The sequence below is a fragment of the Paraperibacillus esterisolvens genome (assembly GCF_046237625.1).
Lineage (GTDB): Bacteria > Bacillota > Bacilli > Bacillales > DSM-1321 > Paraperibacillus > Paraperibacillus esterisolvens.
The window spans coordinates 2,372,750-2,395,678 of the sequence record NZ_CP143545.1; the positions used below are offsets into that span (position 1 = coordinate 2,372,750).

25 protein-coding genes, 1 pseudogene and 1 other annotated feature are annotated in these 22,929 nt (G+C 43.7%); of the genes and pseudogenes, 6 read left to right on the plus strand and 20 right to left on the minus strand.

All coding sequences use genetic code 11. The features are described from left to right. Positions 1-44: 44 nt before the first annotated feature. The 5 genes from glpK to gnd form a co-directional block, all read right to left on the minus strand. Positions 45-1,535 carry a glycerol kinase GlpK gene (glpK, locus tag V1501_RS11955; protein ID WP_409288379.1) on the minus strand — a complete coding sequence of 497 codons (1,491 nt, stop codon included), beginning with the start codon at positions 1,533-1,535 and terminating at the stop codon, positions 45-47. 29 nt (positions 1,536-1,564) lie between these two features. Next, complete coding sequence (locus tag V1501_RS11960) at positions 1,565-2,389, minus strand: MIP/aquaporin family protein (RefSeq protein WP_409288380.1); 825 nt, start codon at positions 2,387-2,389, stop codon at positions 1,565-1,567. Between the two features lie 525 nt (positions 2,390-2,914). Beyond that, complete coding sequence (locus V1501_RS11965; RefSeq protein ID WP_409288382.1) at positions 2,915-3,460, minus strand: cysteine hydrolase family protein; 546 nt, start codon at positions 3,458-3,460, stop codon at positions 2,915-2,917. A gap of 28 nt (positions 3,461-3,488) precedes the next feature. Continuing rightward, entirely contained in the window at positions 3,489-4,739 is a 1,251-nt protein-coding gene (gene tyrS / locus V1501_RS11970; protein ID WP_409288384.1) for a tyrosine--tRNA ligase, read from the minus strand. Between the two features lie 45 nt (positions 4,740-4,784). Continuing rightward, positions 4,785-4,997 (minus strand) — a binding site (T-box leader). Positions 4,998-5,293: 296 nt separating this feature from the next. After that, a complete protein-coding gene (gnd, locus tag V1501_RS11975; RefSeq protein WP_409288385.1) occupies positions 5,294-6,187 on the minus strand; it encodes a phosphogluconate dehydrogenase (NAD(+)-dependent, decarboxylating) in 894 nt (297 codons plus the stop codon). Between the two features lie 138 nt (positions 6,188-6,325). Here gnd and V1501_RS11980 point away from each other — a divergent pair, with 138 nt between their 5' ends. Continuing rightward, the gene (locus V1501_RS11980; RefSeq protein ID WP_409288387.1) at positions 6,326-7,171 is read left to right on the plus strand and encodes a MurR/RpiR family transcriptional regulator; all 846 of its coding nucleotides are present in this window, start codon (positions 6,326-6,328) and stop codon (positions 7,169-7,171) included. A gap of 219 nt (positions 7,172-7,390) precedes the next feature. Here V1501_RS11980 and V1501_RS11985 read toward each other — a convergent pair whose 3' ends face one another. The 3 genes from V1501_RS11985 to V1501_RS11995 form a co-directional block, all read right to left on the minus strand. After that, positions 7,391-7,540, minus strand: a complete 150-nt coding sequence (locus V1501_RS11985; RefSeq protein WP_409288388.1) for a hypothetical protein — start codon at positions 7,538-7,540, stop codon at positions 7,391-7,393. A gap of 83 nt (positions 7,541-7,623) precedes the next feature. Continuing rightward, a complete protein-coding gene (locus V1501_RS11990) occupies positions 7,624-7,926 on the minus strand; it encodes a hypothetical protein (protein WP_409288390.1) in 303 nt (100 codons plus the stop codon). 132 nt (positions 7,927-8,058) lie between these two features. Then, positions 8,059-8,544, minus strand: coding sequence for a nitroreductase family protein (locus V1501_RS11995; protein WP_409288392.1), 486 nt, complete (start codon positions 8,542-8,544; stop codon positions 8,059-8,061). A gap of 85 nt (positions 8,545-8,629) precedes the next feature. Here V1501_RS11995 and V1501_RS12000 point away from each other — a divergent pair, with 85 nt between their 5' ends. Further along, positions 8,630-9,280, plus strand: a complete 651-nt coding sequence (locus V1501_RS12000) for a lysozyme family protein (protein ID WP_409288393.1) — start codon at positions 8,630-8,632, stop codon at positions 9,278-9,280. A 1-nt stretch (position 9,281) separates the two neighbouring features. Here V1501_RS12000 and V1501_RS12005 read toward each other — a convergent pair whose 3' ends face one another. From V1501_RS12005 to V1501_RS12035, 7 genes and pseudogenes are all read right to left on the minus strand, one after another. After that, positions 9,282-9,644 carry a hypothetical protein gene (locus V1501_RS12005; protein WP_409288394.1) on the minus strand — a complete coding sequence of 121 codons (363 nt, stop codon included), beginning with the start codon at positions 9,642-9,644 and terminating at the stop codon, positions 9,282-9,284. Between the two features lie 115 nt (positions 9,645-9,759). Next, a complete protein-coding gene (locus tag V1501_RS12010; RefSeq protein ID WP_409288396.1) occupies positions 9,760-10,449 on the minus strand; it encodes a Na-translocating system protein MpsC family protein in 690 nt (229 codons plus the stop codon). Between the two features lie 99 nt (positions 10,450-10,548). Then, entirely contained in the window at positions 10,549-11,271 is a 723-nt protein-coding gene (locus V1501_RS12015; RefSeq protein WP_409288398.1) for a DUF2294 domain-containing protein, read from the minus strand. Between the two features lie 249 nt (positions 11,272-11,520). Continuing rightward, positions 11,521-12,198, minus strand: a complete 678-nt coding sequence (locus tag V1501_RS12020; protein WP_409288400.1) for an oxidoreductase — start codon at positions 12,196-12,198, stop codon at positions 11,521-11,523. Between the two features lie 511 nt (positions 12,199-12,709). Beyond that, entirely contained in the window at positions 12,710-12,835 is a 126-nt protein-coding gene (locus V1501_RS12025; RefSeq protein ID WP_409288401.1) for a hypothetical protein, read from the minus strand. 366 nt (positions 12,836-13,201) lie between these two features. Beyond that, a pseudogene (locus V1501_RS12030) lies at positions 13,202-13,971 on the minus strand (MerR family transcriptional regulator). A gap of 273 nt (positions 13,972-14,244) precedes the next feature. Further along, positions 14,245-14,715, minus strand: coding sequence for a hypothetical protein (locus tag V1501_RS12035; protein ID WP_409288403.1), 471 nt, complete (start codon positions 14,713-14,715; stop codon positions 14,245-14,247). Positions 14,716-15,363: 648 nt separating this feature from the next. Between V1501_RS12035 and V1501_RS12040 the strand changes: the two genes are divergently transcribed. Beyond that, complete coding sequence (locus V1501_RS12040) at positions 15,364-15,516, plus strand: Spo0E family sporulation regulatory protein-aspartic acid phosphatase (RefSeq protein ID WP_409288404.1); 153 nt, start codon at positions 15,364-15,366, stop codon at positions 15,514-15,516. Positions 15,517-15,600: 84 nt separating this feature from the next. Here V1501_RS12040 and V1501_RS12045 read toward each other — a convergent pair whose 3' ends face one another. Further along, entirely contained in the window at positions 15,601-16,839 is a 1,239-nt protein-coding gene (locus V1501_RS12045; protein ID WP_409288405.1) for a cysteine desulfurase-like protein, read from the minus strand. Between the two features lie 188 nt (positions 16,840-17,027). On the opposite strand from V1501_RS12045, the gene V1501_RS12050 reads away from it, so the two are divergent. Beyond that, complete coding sequence (locus V1501_RS12050) at positions 17,028-17,915, plus strand: acetamidase/formamidase family protein (RefSeq protein WP_409288407.1); 888 nt, start codon at positions 17,028-17,030, stop codon at positions 17,913-17,915. Between the two features lie 381 nt (positions 17,916-18,296). On the opposite strand, the gene V1501_RS12055 is transcribed toward V1501_RS12050, so the two are convergent. Both V1501_RS12055 and V1501_RS12060 read right to left on the minus strand, forming a co-directional pair. Beyond that, on the minus strand, positions 18,297-19,199 hold the full coding sequence (locus V1501_RS12055; protein WP_409288408.1) for a YitT family protein: 903 nt from the start codon (positions 19,197-19,199) through the stop codon (positions 18,297-18,299). Positions 19,200-19,235: 36 nt separating this feature from the next. Continuing rightward, positions 19,236-19,799, minus strand: a complete 564-nt coding sequence (locus tag V1501_RS12060) for a tyrosine-type recombinase/integrase (protein ID WP_409288410.1) — start codon at positions 19,797-19,799, stop codon at positions 19,236-19,238. A 385-nt stretch (positions 19,800-20,184) separates the two neighbouring features. Here V1501_RS12060 and V1501_RS12065 point away from each other — a divergent pair, with 385 nt between their 5' ends. Beyond that, positions 20,185-21,036 carry a DegV family protein gene (locus V1501_RS12065; protein ID WP_409288412.1) on the plus strand — a complete coding sequence of 284 codons (852 nt, stop codon included), beginning with the start codon at positions 20,185-20,187 and terminating at the stop codon, positions 21,034-21,036. A gap of 54 nt (positions 21,037-21,090) precedes the next feature. On the opposite strand, the gene V1501_RS12070 is transcribed toward V1501_RS12065, so the two are convergent. Next, a complete protein-coding gene (locus V1501_RS12070) occupies positions 21,091-21,483 on the minus strand; it encodes a DUF2512 family protein (RefSeq protein ID WP_409288413.1) in 393 nt (130 codons plus the stop codon). A gap of 99 nt (positions 21,484-21,582) precedes the next feature. Continuing rightward, on the minus strand, positions 21,583-21,963 hold the full coding sequence (locus V1501_RS12075; protein ID WP_409288415.1) for a cytochrome P450: 381 nt from the start codon (positions 21,961-21,963) through the stop codon (positions 21,583-21,585). A 120-nt stretch (positions 21,964-22,083) separates the two neighbouring features. On the opposite strand from V1501_RS12075, the gene V1501_RS12080 reads away from it, so the two are divergent. Further along, the gene (locus V1501_RS12080; protein WP_409288417.1) at positions 22,084-22,911 is read left to right on the plus strand and encodes an SGNH/GDSL hydrolase family protein; all 828 of its coding nucleotides are present in this window, start codon (positions 22,084-22,086) and stop codon (positions 22,909-22,911) included. Positions 22,912-22,929: the final 18 nt, after the last annotated feature.

Here is a 22,929-nt window from a genome sequence, read left to right on the forward strand (position 1 = left end):
AAAAGAGGCGGCATTTTAAGTGATGCGAGAATGGGAGGAATCCTTTACTTGAAAGCCATTGTTGCTTTTATAGCTTTTTTCCAGCCTTCATATAATTTATCTCTACTGCTCTCAGTCATTTCCGGTTCAAAAGTGCGATCGATCGCCCATTGGCGAGAAATCTCTTCCTGGCTCTCCCAGTATCCGATGGCAAGCCCTGCAAGATAGGCCGCCCCAAGTGCAGTCGTTTCATTTATTACCGGTCTTTCAACTGGTACATTTAAAATGCCGCTCTGGAATTCCATCAAGAAATTATTACTCACCGCACCTCCATCCACACGGAGGGTTTTCAGCTCAATGCCTGAATCGGCTTCCATTGCAGACAGGACATCCTTTGTCTGGTAAGCAAGTGATTCCAGGGTCGCCCTTACGAAATGTTCCTTGGTCGTTCCCCTGGTCAAGCCAAAAACCGCTCCTCTTACATCACTATCCCAGTATGGGGTCCCAAGTCCGACGAACGCCGGCACTACAAAGACGCCATCGGTGGATTCCACTTTTACCGCATAATCTTCCGAGTCCTTCGCATTCTTAAGCATCCTCATCCCATCACGCAGCCATTGGATCGCTGAGCCGGCAACAAAAATACTTCCTTCAAGGGCATATTCAACTTTGCCATCCAAGCCCCAGGCAAGTGTTGTCAGCAGACCATGCTCTGACCTGACAGCCTTTTCACCAGTATTCATAAGCATAAAACAGCCTGTCCCATACGTGTTTTTTGCCATGCCTTTTTCAAAGCATGCCTGCCCGAACAGCGCCGCCTGCTGGTCTCCGGCAGCACCAGCAATCGGTATTTCCCTGCCAAAGAAGTGATAATCCACTGTGTTGGCATATACTTCTGAAGAAGACCTTACCTCAGGGAGCATGGATTCAGGAACTCCTAATATATCCAGTAGCTCATTATCCCATTTCAAGTCGTAGATATTGAACATGAGGGTCCTTGAAGCATTGCTGTAATCGGTGACATGTGCCTTTCCTCCAGAAAGCTTCCAAATTAGCCATGTGTCAATTGTGCCGAACAACAACTTCCCTTGATCTGCCTTTTCTCTGGCCCCCTCCACATTATCAAGGATCCACTTCACCTTCGTCCCTGAGAAATAAGCATCGATCAACAGACCTGTTTTCTCTCTAAAGAGATCGTTATAGCCCTTTTCCTTTAACTCATTGCATATGCCGCTTGTCTGCCTCGACTGCCAGACAATGGCATTGTAGACCGGCTTACCTGTTTCACGGTCCCAAACAACAGCTGTTTCCCGCTGATTGGTTATACCGATGCCGGAAACCTGCTCTGGGTTGATTCCTGACTCTGCCAGCACACTTGCAATGACAGCAAGAATGGAGCCCCATATTTCGTTTGCGTTATGTTCCACCCAGCCCGGGTTTGGGAAATGCTGGGTGAATTCCTTTTGAGCGGTGTGGATAATTTCACCTTTTTTGTTGAAAAGAATCGCTCTTGAGCTGGTCGTTCCCTGATCGAGTGCCATGATATAAGTTTCCATGAATATCCCCCTATTTCTTTATTAAGTTGTTATGCTGTCGCCTTAGATGATCCTAAATGGCCTGACTGTTTATTTCCTGATATGAAGGCGAGGACAAGTACGAGGGCAGAAATCCCAGTCACAGCCCAGAACATCGCGCTCATTTTTTCTGAAAACACAAGATCATAAAATACTGCCCCTAGCGCACCGCCCAATAGCGGTCCAATGACAGGAATCCAGGAATATCCCCAGTTTGAGTTTCCTTTACCCGGTATTGGAAGCAGGAAATGGGCGATCCTCGGCCCCAGGTCCCTTGCAGGATTAATGGCATATCCTGTCGTTCCACCCAGCGACATCCCGATTACGACAATCAATAGCCCCACAGCAATCGGATTCAGCCCTTCGGTAAACTTGTTTGCACCGATAAATAATAGACCTAAAACGAGAATAAAAGTACCGAACATTTCGCTAAAAAGGTTAGAGAACGTATGTGGAACTGCAGGGCCAGTTGAGAATACGCCAAGTTTTGCTCCAGGATCATTCGTAATTTTCCAATGGGGCAGATAATGAAGGAAAACTAGCGATGCTCCCAGTATTGCGCCAATCATCTGAGCCAGGATATAAGCAGGAACATCAGCCCAAGGAAACGAACCATTAATAGCAAGAGCAACAGTCACTGCCGGATTCAGATGAGCCCCGCTTATCGATCCGACTGCAAAAACACCCATTGTTACTGCCAGCCCCCAGGCTGCAGTAATAACAATCCACCCTGGATTGTTCGAGTACGTTCTGTTCAGTGAACTGCCCGCACCGATACCAGCGCCAAACACAATCAAAATCATAGTCCCAACTACTTCCCCCATAAACGGTGACATAATAACTCCTCCTTTTTTCTAATATAAGTGAATATTTTAAAGAAAAAAGGAGATTCACAGAAAAAACCCCTAATGGCTCTACTGTGAATCTCCTATTCTCCGTCACAAAATATTAACTTGTTTGAAGTATAAAACACATTGAAAGCGCTGTCAATATTTTCTGAAAACTTTTAGATCCATTTTGTTTTGTATGGCATCAAGTAACCAATCATAACAATGTTATGTAAACATTTCATTTTTAAAATACGGGAAGTCTGAATCCTATTATGGATAGGTTCAATGGTTAAACGGGATAAGTAAGCGGCCGAAGCAAGGAAATGTAATACAGTGAAGATATGCGCTCATACGAGGAATTGAAACGGTAATAGAAAGCTATATAAATTATAACTATAAGCGTAAAAGAAAAAACTGGAAGGCATGAGCCCGGTAGAATACCGGATTCACACCCGCCAATTAGAAGCTTTAAATAATTCTCTAGCTTATGGAGGTCACCACAACCTTTGTGTCATCCTCCTTAACCTGGACCTACTCGATTATTTCTGTGTGGAAGCACAGCTTCATATGTTCGATGAAAGTGTTCCCGAGATCAGTGAATGTCGCATTACCTCTTTTATGGATGGCTGTCTTAAATCCTGCCGCATTAGCTCCCGCCACAGTCTGGTAGCTGCATATGTCAGTGCATACTCCAGTCACATGAACCTTTTCAATTCCCTGCTCCCTAAGCATTTCTGCCAGGCCGGTTTTATAGAATGCATTATAATTGGTTTTAGGAATATACCATACCCGGTTCTTATGGACCTTATGCTGCTCATACCATTCCTTCAGATCACCGAAAAGTTCCTGGCCTTCCGTTCCTACTATGTTATGCGGAGGCCAAAGTTGAAAATGAAGATCATTTTCCTCATGTGCATCCATGGTAAACACCACGAGCTTTCCTTCCGAATAGAACTTATCCGCCTGGTCCTTAATATAAGGAACGATTTCCTGTGCCGGCCTCCCAGCGGTCAAACTACCGGCATCCGAGACAAAATCATTGCTCATATCCACTATGATCAGCGCTTCTTTACTCATTCCCTTCTCCTTTCACCTTTTAATATATTCAGTCCTGCTTTCTAAGCCTGATGAATTTCCGCTTACCCACCTGAATCACCATGCCATCGGCCGGCTGGATGGATGCGGTAAAATCTGTGAGTTTTTGATTATCGATCCTGACTCCCCCATTTAGAATCATCTTGCGAGCTTCTCCTTTTGAAGACTGAAGCCCCAGGGCCACCAGTAAGTCGATGGCTGAAATTCTTTCACCCGCCGGCCACCCTGCTTCAGGTATTTGAGAGGGGAGTCCGCCCTTTTGGAAGATATGTTTGAATTCGGCTTCAGCTTCAGCGGCAGGTTTTTCTCCGTGATACATTCTCACCAATGTTCTTGCTAATAACATTTTAGCATCCCTTGGGTGCAGAACGCCTCTTTCCAGGCGTTCTTTAAAGGATATTTTCTCATCCAGGGAGAGGTCTGTTGCCAGGTCGATATATTTTGCAACCAGTTCGTCAGGCACACTCATCGTTTTCCCGTACATTTCACTTGGCTTTTCATCTATCCCAATATAATTGAGTTTTGATTTTGACATTTTTTCTTTTCCATCTAATCCTTCTAATAATGGCAGCAGGATGGTTACTTGTTTCTCTTTTCCATACGCCTCCTGAAGGTGCCTCCCCATGAGCAGATTAAAATGCTGGTCTGTACCGCCAAGTTCGATATCGCTTTCCAGCTCGACTGAATCATAGCCCTGCATGAGGGGATAAAAGAATTCATGGAGAGACAGCGGCTTGCCTTCTTGGAAGCGGTCTGAAAAATCTTTCCGCTCCATGAGCCTCGCTACCGTGATCTTTGCGGCAAGCTGGATAATCTCATCCAGCCGCAGCTTCGACAGCCACTCTGAATTATAATGGAGCTCTACCTTATCCATATCCAAAATTTTGTTGAACTGGGTAAAGTATGTTGCTGCATTTTCTTTTACTTCCATGTCTGTCAGCTGCCTCCGGGCAGCTGATTTCCCAGTCGGATCACCAATCTTTCCTGTAAAATCCCCAATGATCAGCTGAATGATATGCCCGTGATCCTGAAACTGCCTCAGTTTATAGAGTACTACCGTATGCCCGATATGTACGTCCGGCGCAGAAGGATCCAGTCCCAGCTTCACCTTTAACGGCTTCCCATTTTGAACAGAATGTATAAGTTTTCTTTTTAGTTCTTCAACCGGCAGGATTTCATGAGTGCCATTTAAGTAAATGTCCAGCTGCCTTTTTACCTCTTGCAGCTGTTCTTCAGTCAGTGCCTTTTCAGCCTGCTTCATGTTTTATGTCTCCTTTTTTGAATATAAAAAAGACCACATCCCTAAATAAGGGACGTGGTCTTGCACGCGGTACCACCCTTGTTGAAGGCATAATGCCTTCCGCTTGGTTCCTGTAACGGTTCGGGCCGTTCCCAGCTACTTAATTTCACAGAGAAAGTTCAAGGAGGTAATTCACGGTATCTTTGACCGGTTCACACCACCCACCGGCTCTCTGGTACAGGGAGATATTCCGCTACTCATTCCTGTCATTACTTTTTTAATTGAATTTTTATCCAGTTTACTCCTTCATAAATTATAATGTCAATCATTATTTTTAACACAATTACTGATTTTCCTTCCTTCTCTCAGCCCATGCATGGAAACTGGACAGAAGCAGGAACAAACATAATAAGACGGTCGAGCGGATTTAGTTGCAGCCAGCCAGCAAGACCAGGGATGTGTACACCTGGCTGCAGGAAGCTTTAGGATACACGCAGCTCCGCCCCTTTCCAACAGAAAAAGAACGATACACTCCATCACCAGATGGCTGTGAATCGTCCTGATTTCTGCAATAATTATTTTACGACATCATGTCCGCCAAACTCGTTCCTGAGGGCTGCGACTACTTTTCCGGAGAACGTGTCTTCTTCGAGGGAGCGGTACCTCATCATAAGTGAGAGGGCAATGACTGGAGTTGCCACCTGAAGGTCAAGTGCCTCTTCCAGTGTCCATTTGCCTTCTCCAGAAGAATGCATAACTCCTTTTAGTCCTTCGAGTCGTGCATCTTTTGAAAATGCATTTTCCGTTAGTTCCATCAGCCATGAACGGATAACTGAGCCATTGTTCCAGACACGGGCTACCTGCTCATAATCAAAATTGAACTGGCTTTTCTCCAGAACATCGAAGCCTTCCGCGATGCTTTGCATCATTCCGTATTCTACTCCATTGTGAACCATCTTAAGGAAATGTCCGCTTCCGCTTTCACCGGCATAAAGGTAGCCGTTTTCCACACAGATATCCTTGAATATTGGCTCAACATGTTTGAATGCTTCAGGATTTCCGCCTACCATCGTGCAGGCACCATGCCTTGCGCCAGCCATCCCGCCGCTTGTCCCTGTATCCAGGAAATAAATCCCTTTTTCACTTAGGTCGTTTGACCGTGCCATTGATTCTTTATAGTTGGAGTTCCCGCCATCGATGATAATATCACCCTCGGCCAGAAGCTCCTTCAGTTCTTTTATTACATTATTAGTGATAGCCCCGGCTGGCACCATAATCCAGACAACCCGTGGAGCAGATAATTTCCCTACAAGTTCAGAAATGGAAGCAGCACCTTCAGCTCCCGCTTTGGTGATATCAGCCACAGCATTTTCATTCACATCATATGCAGCCACTTCATGCTTATGATCTAATAAATTCAATGAAAGATTATAACCCATTTTGCCTAAACCAATTAAACCGATTTTCATTTGCTACGCCTCTTTTTTATAAGTATTGGTATGGTTAATCAAAAAATATTTCATTTATAGGATACAATTCAAGAAATATTTTTTCAACATTCTCTATGCTATACTATTTTCAATAAAAACAAAAGGGAGAACCTCTAAATGAGCCAAAATTGTTTGGGAAGGATCCGTTCCTCTTATGCAGTATTCAGTGAAAAAGAAAAAATGATCGCAGACTATATCATAAAACATCCGGAGAAAATTATTCATGGAACTATCAATGAAGTCTCTGAGGATCTTAATGTAGCGGATGCAACCGTTTTCCGTTTCTGCAAGCGAATGGGCTTTAAGGGATATCAGGCAATGAAGATTGCCCTTGCCTCTGAAGTAATGAGCCCAATCCAGCAGATACACGAGGAAATTTCCGAACATGATGATGAAAAAGCCATTGCAGAAAAGATTTTTCGCTCTAATATCAGAACACTGGAAAATACCCTTCACTTTATCGACAGTGACAGCATCAAGGCAGCAGTAGATATTCTTAAAGGTGCGGATAGAGTGGAATTCTATGGTACCGGGGGTTCTGCGGTCATAGCAATGGACGCCTCTCATAAGTTCCTGCGGACAGGCATTAGGGCGTACTCATTCGCGGATTCCCATTTCCAGCTTATGAGCGCATCCCAGCTTACTAATAAAGACGCAGCAGTCGTTATCTCCCATTCAGGAACGAATAAAGATACCATAAGGATATTGAAAACAGCTGTAGAAAATGGAGCGGGAACAATAGGAATCACCGGCTTTGCGAAATCCCCCATCAGCCAGCAGGTGGAAATAGCCCTTTATACAAGCTCGGAGGAAACCGAATATCGCTCAGAGGCCCTTGCCTCCCGGATCGGTCAATTAAGCCTCATTGATGCACTTTATGTAAATTTAATGATTGCCAACAAAGAAAAAGCCCGTGAAGCGCTTGGGAAAATTAGGAACGCTATTTCTGAAACGAGAATATAGCCTGTTTAATTGGCTCTATTAGAAAGTGAAAAAGTTTACGGGTTCTGTAATCCACATCGGGCCATAGCCGGATTGTCTTTAGGGAGAGTTACATTATCCCCATTAAAAAGCCGTGGGTGCCCGGGAATAAGCAAAAGGGCACCGGCTCTGACCGATGCCCTTTTAATATGGATTTTGATATCAAAATCTGCTCCCTTTACATAACCGCTTTAAACAATATTATTGATAATATTCAGCATAGCGGGGATCATTTCTCAGCTTGCTCTCCATCGCCAGCCTTTCATCAGACAGCATGGAGGAATGGTTTCCTTCCTGCTGCGACTGATCCTCACCGGCTATTATCAGATTTTCTAACCGCTCTTCAGCCATAATCCATTCACCTCGCATGTTTAGGTACAGGTTCATATTGCCCCCAAATGAAAGCAAATATTCCTAATAAGGTTTTCCCGGGATTACAAGGCTTCCCTCCGCCTGGACCTTAATGCATCTATTATCAGGACCAATCCTGTCACTATATGCATAATCATCCCAAGAACCGGGAACCAGGCAATGCATGAGGTGATGATACCCAGCACGCTTCCGTGCCGGTTTTCTCTTTCTGCAGCCGAGATAATCAGGGTGATGAGATGGAGGAATCCCATCAGGATGAGAGGCATCCAGCTGAATCCCAATATAATTGCTCCCCCTAAAAACGGAATGCCCAAAAAGGCTTCCAGTGCACCTGTTATCCACTTTAATACGGTTGACGTTTTCAACTTGCCCCCATCTCCCTTTTCCTTTAAACCTGCATCTCCTGTTCTCATACCCGCTGGGCCGCATTCAAAAACAATGCAGCTGTTTAAATCCGGCTGACTTTATGTCTGCTCGTTTAGGTGTATAGATAGATTTCATTTCAAATATTCTATTTTTGAATCAATCGGAGTCCTTGGCTTAGCTTCTGGTATCTCTTCCGGTATGCCCGCCGCCAGGATGCCTGCTACTACGTAATCGTCCGGGACAGATAAGACTTTCCTCGCTGCATCAGCTGCTCCAAGGGAGGACCAAAATACCCCAACACCAGCTGCCCATGCCTGGAGCATAAAGTTCTGGATAAAACACGCTGTTGACATGAGATTTTCATCCCTGGCTAAATCAGAGGAACCTTTATGTGACAAGACAGCGAATAAGACCGGAGCGTCCCCGAAATTCCTTTTATGATTTAGGGACATTCTGGTGTTTCTGCCAATGAACAAGATTTTCCAGGGTTCAGTCATCCTATGGTTGGGACTCATGGCGGCAGTGTTCAGCCAGGTTAAGATATCTTCCTGCTTCACCTCCTCCTGTTTGAACTTTTTAATGGTTCTGCGGTCGTTAATAAGTTTTGCTATATCCATTTACAACTCAATCCTCCATCTCTACTCTGACAATTTCTATATTTATGATACTATAATTATATGAATGTGTTCAGGAGCGGATATTTTGAATAAACGTAAAAGGAAACGATATAGGCAGCTATTCCTGCTGCTTGCTATAATGGCCGTTTTTACCGGCCTCATGAGAATAACTGAAGAATTCAAGGCGCCCTCAGGAACTTCTTCATATATTCAGGATTCGTTTTCCGGTGTAAAAAAATATGCTCCAGAACTGGAGCAGGAATTAAAAAAATTTAACCTGGAATCCTATACCCCTGTCTTGATCGCGCTCATGCAGCAGGAGAGCAAAGGGATGGGAAACGATCCAATGCAGTCATCAGAATCTGCCGGGCTAGCCCCTGGCAAGATTTCCACACCAAGAGAAAGCATCATCCAGGGAGTCAGGCACTTCAATCGGATTGTCAGTTTAGGGAGGAAAAAAGGTGTAGATTTCCCGACGATAATTCAGGCCTATAATATGGGATCCGGTTATATTTCCTATGTGTCAGAAAACGGAGGCAGGCACAGCGAAGAGCTGGCAAAACGTTTTTCTGGACTTCAGGTAAAAAAGGATCCAGACCTTTATAACTGCAGGGGTGATAAAAACAATTTCCGCTATCCCTACTGTTATGGGGACTTCACTTACAGCAGCAAGGTCTTTAAGAATCTAGATCTGATTGCACAGGACTTCCCTTTTGACAAAAAAATCATCCAATAACCTAAAGTGTTAAATCGGGCGCCTCCGTATCCCTTTTTATAGATCCATACAGCAAGGCCCGCAGGCCGCTGATGCTGAAGGAACTCAGCAGTGTCAGTAAGATGGCTTTTGACCCATGAATGCCTGACAGGTCAAGGCCGATACCGAAGATGAAAAAGGTAAGGAAAAAAGCGGCAAGACAGGCGGCCAGGACTCCAGCCCGTTTTAAAATTAGATAATCAGCCACCGCTGTTAAACCAGCAGTACACAATGTACTTAATATCAGTGATGAAGTTAAACTCATATTGGTGCACAGATATAATATGAACATCAGGGGCATATAGGTTATCAGGATGCAGCCTAACGAATAAACTAATGGCTTCATGGTGTTTCCTCCTTGGAAGCTTGATGAAAAATAAAAAGCTGAAACGGCTTCAATCTATGATTGAAGTCATTTCAGCTTATGGCCAGCTTTATATTCAGTCTGGACATTACCGCTGTCATTTAGCTGGCCTGAGCATAAATACAATTACACTCTGATCAAGTGCAAAATTCCAATCCACAAAAATATCCGAGATATTCGTATGGAGCAAAGATTCAAAATCGGAATTGTGGAGGAATTTTTTCTCCAGGATCCGTTTGGTGGTTTTTAGGATCTTGCCGTAACCCTGGCGGATCAGTTCCTTCTCGATTGTGACCAGAATGCCGTCGCGGATGATCAGAAGGACCCGGTCATTGATTAAGTAGGATTTCATGGATTCTGGATATTTTTGAGCTTCATGGCTGATTTCGTTAATCTTTTTGTCAATCAGCTCTTTGCCCTGGAATTCGGAATTAATCAGGCTGCTATTTTCCAGTGTTTTGGTAATACCGATGAATGCTGCAGATTTGTTCCGCATTCCCCAGTCAAAGTAGAATTCCTCGATATCAATATTTATTAAGCCTTTGACAAAAGCCTTTATTTCAGGAACAAGTCCCTGGAAGACTATTTCCCTGGTATTTTGAACCATATTTTCCCCTTCTTGCTTTAAGAGGGCGGATTCCATTGGTGATATGAAATTTCGAATATGGATGATAAAAAAAGGCGGTGCAATCGTAACAAAAACCGATTCTGGTCCTTTACCAAAATTATCCCTTAATAGTTTTCCTACATAGCTCGATATTTCCATGTCCGGCGATTTTTTACCCATAAGAAGTCCCTTCCCTAAGCAGGAGCTTTCATTTCTTCTGCCCGTAATGCAAGAATATATATTAGTCTATTTTTCCCCTGCGTTTTTTTTATAAACCTCTCATTGCCCTTCAACGGTGTTATTTCTTCTGGCATGAAGAATGATTAATACCATGCTGATATCCTTTGAAAAATCCCAGTCCACAAAGATATCATCCATCCTTTGATTCAAGATGGACTCAAAATTAAAGGCATAATTGAACAGGACCGTGCGTTCAAGATTTTTTTTCGTATAGCGCAGGTTTTCTTTCATATCGGTTTCCATCAATTCACGTTCAAGCATGGTAAGTACACCGATTCGTTTAATCAGCAGGATTCTCTGATTCAGTTTAACCGACTCAATTGCAATTGGCCTTTTCTGTATCCTTTCACTAAGGGATGCCATCAGTTCTTCGGCCCCCCTCTTTCCCTCGTATTCCTGTCCTCCCAAAAAGAGACTTCCATCTTCTGAAAACTTGCCAAGTATCATTCCTGACCTGTTTTCCAGATTCCAGTCATAATAGAAGGCCTCAATCTTCACTCCTGCCTCGGTTTCAAATTGCTCACTGATTTCAGGCAGCAGTTTTTGGATGATGATATCCCTTGTTTGATGGACGACCCTTTCCTCATGCTGATCGAGCAGGGCCTTTTCAAGCGGTGAAAGGAAATTCCCGAGGTATATGGATACGTATGCTTCATTTACTGTGACATACACAGATTCCGGCCCTTTCCCAAATTGTGTCCGAAACAGCCTTCCTATAAAGCTGCCAAATTCTTTCTGGATGTTTCTAGAAATATCTTTCATTCCGGCCTCCATTCCAATAAAAACAAAAAAAGCCAAATAAAAGGCACACTTGCTCCACCTTCTATTTGGCTTAAGACATAGCTCTATTGTCCAGTTCATTTCCGCCATATTCAATAAATCACTGTTGTATTCATGTATGTATTTAATCAAATAAGACTTTACATTCCTTTGAAATCTTTCTATCCAATACAGTATTATAAAACGAATAACAGCTTTTAGAAAGCATTTTTTTATTTTTGGCTTTAAATTTCATGGTCCTGGTACAGAATCTTTCAAATGCTCTATCTGTTCAGAGCTATAAATGATGACTCCACTGCTCTCTTTCTGTGCTGCAAGATACATGGCCTTTGCCACAGTACTGCCTTTTATCGCCCTGAACTTCCTGAGCGGGCCCTGGAACAGGAAACGGAGGCCGGTTGAAACTGCTGCTGCCGCACGCTCCCCAAGCCTGAATTCACTTCGGTTTCCAAGCAGCAGGGACGGGCGGAATATGGATAAGGAGGGAAAGCCAATTATCAGCAGCTGCTGTTCGAGTTCCCCTTTCATCCGGGAATACCAGATGGGTGAATCAGGATCGGCATTCATGGAGCTTACGACCAGAAATCTTTTAGCTCCTTCCTCTCTTGTTACTCTTGCAAGTTCTGCTGGATACCCTACGTCAATTCTGAACATGGCCTCCCGCGACCCTGCCTTTTTCATGGTAGTTCCAAGGCAGCAATATACATCATCAGCCTTTAGAAGCATGCGGTTTTCATCCAGTTTTTCAAGATCCATGATCACTTCTTCCAGTTTAGGGTGCGATATATTCAAGGGTCTTCGGCCAACTGTAATGACTTTATCATATTCCCCTGCATCGAGAAGCACGTGAAGCAAGTGATTTCCGATTAAACCGGTTGCCCCCGCCAGCAAAGCTGTCTTTTTTTCCATCCAGACACTTCCTTTATGTAATTTATACAAAATTCTATTCGGCTTATCTATTTAAAGAGCCGGCATATACCGTGTTCCTGCACATTATCTGATTAATGGAGATATAACAGATGGCATAGTGACTGTTATTGCTTGAAAAGGTGCGGAGCTGCATTTTTCATGTGGCTTCCTGCAGATTGGTATCAATATTATCTATCTTTCTGGCAATCCTGGTGTTCCATACTCCGCTCCACCGCCTTATGAGGCTTGTCCTGCTCTTGTCCAGTTCTTTTCCATGCATGGGCTGCGAGGAGAAAACTCATATTTGTTTTTCTGATAGTATGCCAGCTCCGTATTTTCTTTTTATTTACGGTTTTACTTGTAATAAGTTTCAGATTCAATGGCAGCCATTTTAGTCCTCAAGCCGCAGAGACTATATAATTTTGGGGAAAACCAAACAAAAAAGCCCGGAAGAAATCCGGACCCCATATACCTTGTATAGATTAAAAACTGTTAGGATGTTAATATCTGGTTACTTTATTTCCATCATATGAAGAATTACGTTCGGCTCCTGACTTTTCTCATTCCTGATTTTCTTAAATTCCTTCTGAAGGAAACGTTCAATTTCTTTACGTCTGCGGCCAGCTTTTCTACCCATCTCGGCCACTCCTTTCTTAGGAAAAGATATAATTGAATCTCACAAAACGGTCAGTAAGGATTGAATGCCAGCTAATGAATTGTTCAGCTTCTTCAATATAAAATGTTTGGATTTTTCCCGGCAGGTTATACAGCGGTAATCCACCGGCCATGCAGACATCCTGGCGCAGCAAATCAGGCAATATTCTTTTACAGAAATCATCCCTGCAGTTACTTGATGATACCTCAAGAATACAGGCTTGCGGCTTTTATGACAACGTCCTGAAATCCCCTTATAAGGTGCTCAAGGGGATATGATGCTGCTAAAACTCAAAATAGCGCGGTCTGCCTCCCATTTACTCTGAATTTTGAAAAAAATCATGCATGATCAGTTCGTACTATCCAGCCTTGTGAAAATCACAACCGCGTCCCTCAGGAACTCGGCAGTTCCTGCCTCTGCCGAATCATAATAAGTTTTAAACCGATCATCATCCACATACATCTGGGCAAGGCCTGCATGAGCCTCTCTGCTGTAGGAGCCCCAATAGAAACTTAGCCACTGTTTATGGAGTGCTGCCGCTTCCTGTGCAGGCTGTCCTCCAGGATCACCAGTTTTCATTGCAATTTTAAGCTTAGACAGCATGTCTGCTTCAACTTCCGCTGCCTCCTGAAACTCTTCCTGAGTTTTATTCTTAAGTTTTTGGTTCGATTCTTCTACAGCCTTCACTCCATATTTCTTTCTTATTTCCGCTCCATATTTCTTCTCGTTTTCGCCGATCAATGTCTGTTTGAAGCCTTCGAACTTTTCTTCATCCATCATCTCTTCCCAGCCTTCTTTCTTCAAAATAGTCTTTTCTACATTATTGATCAACAAATCCAGCTGTCTCCTTTTCTCGAGAAGCTGATCCCGATGCTGCCGGAGCGCCGCATTCCATCAAATTCGGGGTCACTCAGTATTTCTTTGATTTTCTCCAGCCCTACGCCGAGCTCTCTGTAAAACAGTATCTGCTGCAGTCTGTCAATTTCGGCAGATCCATAAATACGATATCCAGAATTGGACAGCCTAGCCGGCTTCAGAATGCCGATTTCGTCATAATATCTGAGCGTCCTTGAACTAATGCCGGCCAAAACAGCAAGCTTTTGAATGGAATATTCCAACCCTCATCCTCCTTTCTTTTTTTAATCTACACCTTAACGCAGCGTAAAGGTCAATGGCCTCTTACCTGTATTTTGATGCCTTGATTCTCTTTTAAAAACTTCTTTTACCTGCAACAAAAAAAGAGGGCAGATACTCCCTCCTTGTCATTATTTGCTCAATATATAATATTAGCTTAAGTATTTCCCTCACAGATATTCCTTGCTGCAAAGTCTTTTGCCTCTATGATGTGTTATCCCGAAAAGTGATCTGATAGGACATCCCTATTTGCTTCGCTACCCGCCAGCTGTATATTCCCGGAATGAGAAACAAAATAGCTTACGCTGAATCCTGCCTTTGTCACCAATGAGTTTATACCAGCTCTGTCCTATATAGAAGGGATTGGTCAGCATTTTCTCTACAATATGGCTGATTTTAAGTTCGCTTTCCTCCAGGCTTAATTTATCTTTGATTGATAGAGCCATGACAAAATAAGATTTTTCCTTATCCAGCTCCAGCAGCTGCAGGTATAATGTTTCCCTCTGCCTCAAATTAAAATCATCGAGAACGGTTTGTATGCCTTTTTCCGGAATCACTTCGTATTTCCCTGCATCTGACCATTTAGTAACCAGGGCATCATACAAAGACAGGGTAAGGATATAATGGGAGGCATAATCTGCCGGATTAAATTGTTTTGCTAATGTTTTCTTTTCTTCTTCTGGAATTACAATGAATTGGCTATAGTCCGCGAAAAATTTCCCAGTCAAATCTTATACCCTCTTTCATCTGCAATCTTAGTTTGTACAATATCAGCTCATATTGATGAATTCATATTATTTTAGTTCGATAATTTTTTCATAAAACCTGCTGCAAATTAACGATTAGCTAAAAAACTGTGGTTTTTTGCATTTTTTTCACTTACAGAATAATGTTTTAAGTTTCATAAAATTGTACATGAGGGATGCTTTGCGCCCCTTGTCACTATACTGATTCCTCTTTGTTTCCAAGCATCTTATGAAGGCCTTGTCACATTCACACCGCGGCCTGCCCCGGCTTATGCATAAATCATGTTTGTAACAGCAGCCATCCACATCATTGATTGGTGCTCCCGGCCCGCTGCAGCCGGGACCGCACCAGCGGTATCCCGGAAACAGGCACAGGCCGCGTGTTTTTTTATTTTTAGTCATCCCTGCATCTCCCATCGGCTTTTTTATAAACTATGAAGATAAATGGGAAATGACAGGGACAAAGTTCCTAAACACCTGGAAGCACATATAACAGGCGGAAAGTCCGCTTACATCAAAGGACGTCTTTTGTCGCAAATCATAAGAAAATGTCTATATGATTTTATACTAATTGCGAATTGAATAATTTAAAATTAATGGTAATCGTTCTGTGAGAGGTTGAAATCAAAAATGAATGAACTACTGGATAGAATCAATTCCATGCAGCAGGAAATGCTCTCCATTGCAGCTGAGACAGGCCTGAACAGCCAGGAAACCATTGACTTCAGCCAGAAACTGGATGAGTTAATTATAGAGTACCAAAGAGAAATATTTAATAATTAAATAGGACTATTATTCTATATAAAATAAAAGGGCCGCTCCTGGGAGTAATCCTTCTCCAGGGGGCCCTTTGACTCTTTCTGATATTCAGCCTTTCAATGCAGAGACCGCATTTATTAATCTTAATGCCTCATCTTTTGTATTATATGGGGCTAATCCTGCACGGATCCATCCGCCTGATGTGCTCACCCCTGTTCTTTTTCCAAGTGTGGAAGCATAAAAATCGCCGCTCGCCAGAAACAGAGAATGCTGCTCTGCCAAAATAGAACATACTTCTTCCGGCTCAAAGCCCTTCACCTTAAAGGCAATCGTCGGTGTTTTTGGAATATCATCAGCCGCCTGATAGAGAACAATGTGCGGCATACTGCCTAATTCGCTGCGGATCAAGTCCTGAAGCATGTCTTCATATTCCCCGGCTGCCCTGAGTCCTGAAACAATCCTCTCCCTCCTTGATTCCCCGCTGCCAAGCTTTTCAAAAAAGCCTATGGCCGGTTCAATTCCTGCAAGGCCTTCATGATTTTGTGTTCCCGTTTCCAGTTTGTCTGGATAATAGGCAGGAGAAGGCTGGAGCTTGTATGGCTTCAACTCTGAAAAAACTTCTTCCTTAACGGCAGCAATGCCTATATGCGGGCCAAAGAACTTGTACGCCGAACAAAGAAGGATATCCGCACCCAGTTTATCCCGGTCAATCGGAATATGCGGAGCGGCATGAACTGCATCCATGGCTACCAGTGCACCTGCTTCTTTTGCTCTTTTTACAATTCCCTCTGTTCTGACAATGGTCCCGACCGCATTGGAGGCAAGGCCAACAGCCACAAGCACTGTTTTCTCATTAATGATCTCATCTATATCATCCAGTGACAAAGTCAGTGCATCCGCATCCGCTTTTATCCATCGAACCGTCATCCCTCTGTCTTCTGCTATTTGCAGCCATGGGTCAATATTGGCATGATGATCCATTTCTGTAACGACGATTTCATCGCCGGGTCCCCAGGAACGGCCAAGTGCCCTGGATATGGAGAGCGTAAGGGTGGTCATGTTGGCACCGAAGGCAATTTCCTCAGGCTTTGTGTTCAGGAAGTCTGCCGCAGCACTTCTGGCCTCTCTGATAATTTCTTCTGTTTCCCGGCTTGAAGGAAATCTGCCATGCAGGTTGGCGCCCCCTCTCTCCATATAACCTGCGATGGCCTTAATGGAGCTTTGGACTGTCTGTGATCCTCCGGGACCATCCAGATAGGCAGCGGGTTTTCCATTATAAACTCTGCCCAGGGCTGGAAATTGTTCTCTCACAGCCTCAATTGGAAAAACAAGTGTGTTCTGTTTCATGTGATACTCCTCCTCCGAATTTAGTCATAATTACTATTTAAACAGGCATGTTCATAATCCCTTCTGAATCCATGTTTTTTATCCAAACTGAGTATGCAATTTGTTATCCAAAACCCTTATATAATATAATTACCGAACAAGACATACTTGTTTTTTGAGCCGTAATTCAGTGTTGGGAGGAAATAGGCATGATACAGACCCTGCAGAAAGAAAAGCTGATATATTCCTTCAGCAAAAACCATGAACCTGCTATAAAGCTTGCTGCAGGAAGCCGGATATTCATAGAAACATATGACTGCTATAGAAATCAGCTAAAGCGGCCGGAAGATTTATATCATCTGAAGCCTGAAGAAATCAATCCAGTTACCGGACCGATCTATATAGAATCTGCTGAGCCAGGGGATATATTAAAAGTGGAAATACACCGTCTGCAGATTGCCGGGGAAGGAGTCATGACCGTACGTCCCGGCAAGGGGGTTCTCGGCCATCTCGTAAAAGACCCTGAAATGAAGGTCATTCCAATCTCCGGCAATAAGGCCCTATTTAACGATAGAATTCATCTGCCTCTAAATCCAATGATAGGAGTGATTGGTGTGGCGCCGGCGGGCAAGGCTGTGCCAGCAGGCACCCCTGGAAGCCACGGCGGAAACCTCGACACCCTTTCAATCAAGGAAGGAGCTGTCTTGTATCTGCCTGTATTCACGGAAGGGGCACTCTTTGGCCTTGGGGATATGCATGCTGCAATGGGGGACGGAGAAGTGGGGATTTCAGGAATTGAAACGAGCGGGACTGCCGAGGTGAGCTTACATATTATCAAAAAACAGCCGCTGGCCGGTCCTATCGTAAAAAATGAATGCTCCTTCTCAACCCTGGCTTCCGCACCCACCCTGCACAAGGCAGCACATAAAGCAGCCGAAGCAATGGTTGACTTCCTTCTTCCCTTCTCCGGCCTGACTCAAAGCGAGCTTATCATGCTGTGCAGCGCCGCCGGCCGCCTGCAAATCTCCCAGGCAGTCAACCCGCTGGCCACCGTCCGGTTTACCATGGGGACAGTCCCCCATTTCCCGGAATTGTAAATCCCGCCATAAACGGGATTGCCAGCTCACAGGGTTATTTCTCAAACGCACCTGCATCTTCCTGTACCATCAAGGCTGTTGTTTAGGGATACTATCAGCGTTCTATAAAAAACTAAGGGATTTCCCGCGTAAAGCTGAATATCGCTTTATTCATTTCCAGCCTTGTCACAAACAGCGGCAGCCCGGCAGTCTTGGTTCAATAGACAGGACTATTTATAGCTGCTCCTTTTGAAGTACATAAAGTAGAACCAGGGGGGCATTCGTTCACATTAACCCATATTGAAAAGACATCTCCATCTGCCGTAATGCGTATTACGGCTGATGGAGATATCTTTTTGTCTCAAACTTTTATTCAACTCGGCATGATACAGCTTTCCGGCCTTAGTGGATGCTTCTCTTCTTAAAGCGTCCGCCTCTCACTTCGGCGATATCTCCGATAGCCAGGAAGGCTGTTGAATCTATATCCTCTACAAGTGAAATTAATTTGGATTCCTCCAGACGGGTGATGATACAGAAAATGACTTTCTTATCATCACCTGTATACGCTCCTTCTCCGTGAAGATAGGTCACTCCACGGCCAAGCCGGGCATTGATGGCTTCGCCGATTTCCGTGATTTGGTCGCTGATGATCCACGCTGATTTAGATTCCTCGAATCCATCGACCACTGTATCTATCGCCTTGGCTGCGATCACGTATGCCAAAATGGAATACATGGCGCGATCCCATGTGAACACAAATCCTGCGGCACCAAGAATGAATATGTTTACGAACATAACGATTTCCCCAACGGAAAAAGGAACCCTTTTGTTGACCACTATTGCAAGGATTTCTGTTCCATCAAGAGCACCGCCGTTACGGATAACCAGGCCGATCCCAACTCCAAGGGCCATTCCGCCAAATATGGTCGCCAGAAGAATATCTTCTGTAAATGCTGGAACAGGATGGAATAGCGTAGCAAAAATGGAAAGCATAATGATTCCATATATAGAGGAAAAGGCGAATGTTTTCCCGATTTGTTTATATCCCAGATAAATGAAGGGCAGATTCAGCAAAAGGAGGAAGACTCCAAGCTCCCAGTCTGTCAGGTAGGAGAGCATGATAGAAACGCCTGTTATGCCTCCATCGATTACCTGGTTCGGTATCAGGAAAATCTCCAGGCCGGTCGCCATAAGCAGGGCCCCTATAGTAATCATGATTACACGAACAGTAAGCCTGCCTTTTGAAATCCTTTTATGCTGAATTTTAGCAATGGACAGGCTGCCATCCTCAATAATATGGTTCATAAACTCACACCTTTCTTATTAGCAAAACTTAAGTTTCTACAGATTAACATCAATAATTGTATTTACCGGCTCATCCTTTTTAATTCCCAGGTATTTATAGGTTTCAGAGGGTGTCGAATGCTGATAGTGCTTCTGAATCAGGGAAATGGAGATACCCTTTTTGTAGGCTTGATATCCGAATGTTTTGCGCATGGAACTTGCTCCGTAGCTCCCCTGAATCCCAAGTGCACTTACAGCATCATGAATGATTCGATGCGCCTGTACACGGCTTATCGGCTTCTTTGTTTTCGGGGATAAAAAAATGTAATCATCAAAAGATAGGCCGGCTCCGCCGAGATACTCAATAATGGTGTTTCTTATAGTGGCGTTTAGATGGATTTCCCTTTGAGTGCTTTCTTCAGAGGACAGAAGGAACGATGTTTTTATCTTATTTCCTTTTCCTAGTACGTCTGATACCTTGATAGAAAGTATCTCACTAATCTTTAGTCCGGTATTGATTCCCATTACAAATAAGAGCAAATCCCGATAAGAGTGTTCCCGCAAATACTTTTTGATTGCCTTAATCTGTTCAACATCCTTGAATGGATCTACACAGTTCATTTCCGCCTCCAGAATGTAACATAACTATATAATATCATTATTTATGTTACATCACCTAAGAATATGCATATAAATAAGAACAAAGTGGTTTAGGTTGAAGTATATTGGTTATATTAAATATATACTTGTTGCGGGACTTAACCGGTCGCAGCAGTAGGGCCCGGATTTTCCGGGCTTTTTTATTTTGCCTGCCCGATTCATGACCATTCTTTATGCTGGGTACCTGATTATGAATTTATTCCGCCATACAATTGCCAGGCGGCTAATTTTTTCACAAAAGTCAAAAAAACATGACATTTGTGTATGTTTTTTTCTTCTTATTTCCTTCACACTATTAGCAAAAGACTATCATACAGCAGTTTTACTTCGTAGGAGGATTTTGACCATGGAAAAGCCAAAAATTGCCTGGATTACCGATACAACAAGTACTTTAGATTCTGAATATATCAAGAAACACAATATACACGTTATTCCATTAAATGTGGTGATTAATCAAACCTCATACAGAGAGACAATAGATATTACAGAAAAAGAGTTCTATGAAAGGATGTCTTCTGAAGAAGGAACCTTTCAATCTTCCCAGCCCTCTGTCGGCGAATTTGTTGAGTTATATGAGAAGCTGAAGGCGGAATATGACGAAGGGATTGCCATCCATGCTTCCAGCAAGCTGACCGGGACATATGAAACCTCCGTCATGGCTGCTGAAATGGCCGGGTTCAAGCTGCATGCCCTGGATTCTGAAACAGGCTCCTATCCCCTTTCTTTTCTGGTAAAGAAAGGCATTTCCTTAGCTGAAGATGGCGCTGGCGCAGAAGAAGTAATTGCAGCATTGAAGGGAATCCTCTATACAACAAGGCTCTACCTGGTCCCTTCCAACCTGAATCAGCTGCAAAAGAGCGGCAGGGTGACTAGCGGGCAGAAGGTCCTTGCCACTCTGTTTAAAATCAATCCAATATTGTCGATTGAAAATGGGGAAGCAAAAATCAAGGATAAAGTACGGACTGAGAAAAGGGCAATGAATTGGCTGATTGATGCTCTCGGAGAAGAAAAGAAGCGGTTTAAGATCGCGAAAGCTGCCATCGTACATGCGAACGAGCCGGAGAAAGCAGAAAAGCTTGAACGCCTGGTCAAAGAAGCTTTCCCTGATATCGATACAGAAATCACCATGCTGATACCGGCAGCCGGCGTCCATACAGGTGCAGGAACTATGGGACTTTCCTGGGTTATTGAAAAATAATGGATCTTAAAAAAGGAACTGCACACTTAGTATGCAGTTCCTTTTGATTTACTATTAAGCTGTACCGTGGTTTCTTTCATGAAAAACATTTTTTGCAAGGTATTTATGGAAAAACCATTCGCCTCCGCCGATGACAATGGCTGAAATCAACGCTGCAAGCAGGGTCTGTTCGGTATCCGTAAAAAGCGCGTTACCCAGAAGCCAGATCAGGATGAAAGCCATAACTATATCAGAAATGGTGGCCACCATATTCCGTTTGGAGTATTCTGTATCATTCTTAGTGCCCCGGAAGATAAAGATATCACCCAGGAGATAGGCCAATACGGTCAAAATGGCACTGATCAATAACGTATCGCTGAACTCTCCCCCAAAAATGCCGGTTATAATAATTCCAAGAACAAGGGTGATCATGACGAATTTAATTATCAAAGCCTTAACATGATGCATTCATTTCTCCTCCTTTATTGTTTTGTCTGCTTTTATTTACCCCATTTAGCGGGAGGAAACCTTAATTTTTACATATGCACTGCTATCCTGAACCTGCTTTTAGGCAGCGCAGGCATCCTTTTCAGGTCTATCGTCAAATCCTGTTCCGGTACTGAATAACCCAGTTCTGAAAGAAAAGAAAGGCTTTCCTCCATGACCGCAGGTCGTGTCTGTTCCCCGGGACATCTGTGCCCGCTTTCCGCTTCTCCTCCGCCCTGTGGAATTAAATCGAATAAGCTTGCCTTTCCAATCCCTGAAGCGTTCAGGGATAAACCAGTCTGGCTCTTTCCAAAGGCAGGGGTCATGGTTTGTGCCGTACACATCCAGGAGGACCAGACCGCCTTTTTTAAACTCGCATGATTTCCAAGCAAATTCTTCCTTGATTCCAGCTCCGGGAAATGGCCCAAAAGGATAATAACGGCGCACTTCCTGGACAAACATTTCCGTATATTCCCGTCCGCTTTCTATTAAAAGGTGCCTTGCTTCAGGATGCTGACCCAGGCACTCTTCTGTAAATATCTTGTAAATTTTGATATAATAGTTTCAGATAGGAGGAAAAAAATGAAATTCATCAAAATCACCCTCGCAGTACTTCTGCTTGCCGCATTATCCCTGGGCGCGTGGCTTTATTATCCTGACTATCAATTGAATAAACTTAAAGCAAAAGGGAATGAAGAACAAACCATGACAGCAAGTAACCACTCTTCTTATCTGGATTATTATAAAAACAGCCCGAAAGCCAGGATCAGCCATCTTGCTCTTGGCGATTCTATTATAAAGGGGTATGGAAGCAGTGACGGCCATAACCTGGTTTCGGATTTCTCCAGCGAATTAGGCCGATTGACAGGAAAATCTGTCACTTACCAGAATGAAGGGATCAATGGCATCACAAGTGCCACACTCAGATCCCTGATTGAGGCAGGCACCTTTGATGAAAAAATCAGGAACTCCGATATTATCACTCTCAATATTGGAGGCAATGACCTGCTAAAGGCAGCTTCCGCAAGCCGGGATATTTACGAAGCTATAAAGACCTTCGATAAGCTGCAGTCCTCGTTCACTGATAATCTGAGTGCCATTTCAGCCCATATCACTGCCTTGAACCCGGAAGCGGCCGTACTCATGCTCGAATTATATAATCCCCTTCCGGAGGACAGCCCATTTTACAGCTTAGGCAGCAAATTGCTTCCGCAATGGAACCTTCTGATTTATCAGGCATCAAGCAAAATGGATTCCGCTGTAGTCATTGAGACGACCCGTGTCATCAACGGCAAGAATATCAGGTATCTTTCTCCGGATGGCATCCATCCTAACTCGGAAGGATATGCAGCCATTTCCAGGCAAATGATCCAGCAGCTTGAGAAGCGGACCAGCCCATTGAATACCTGAATATATAATGCCCCCGGC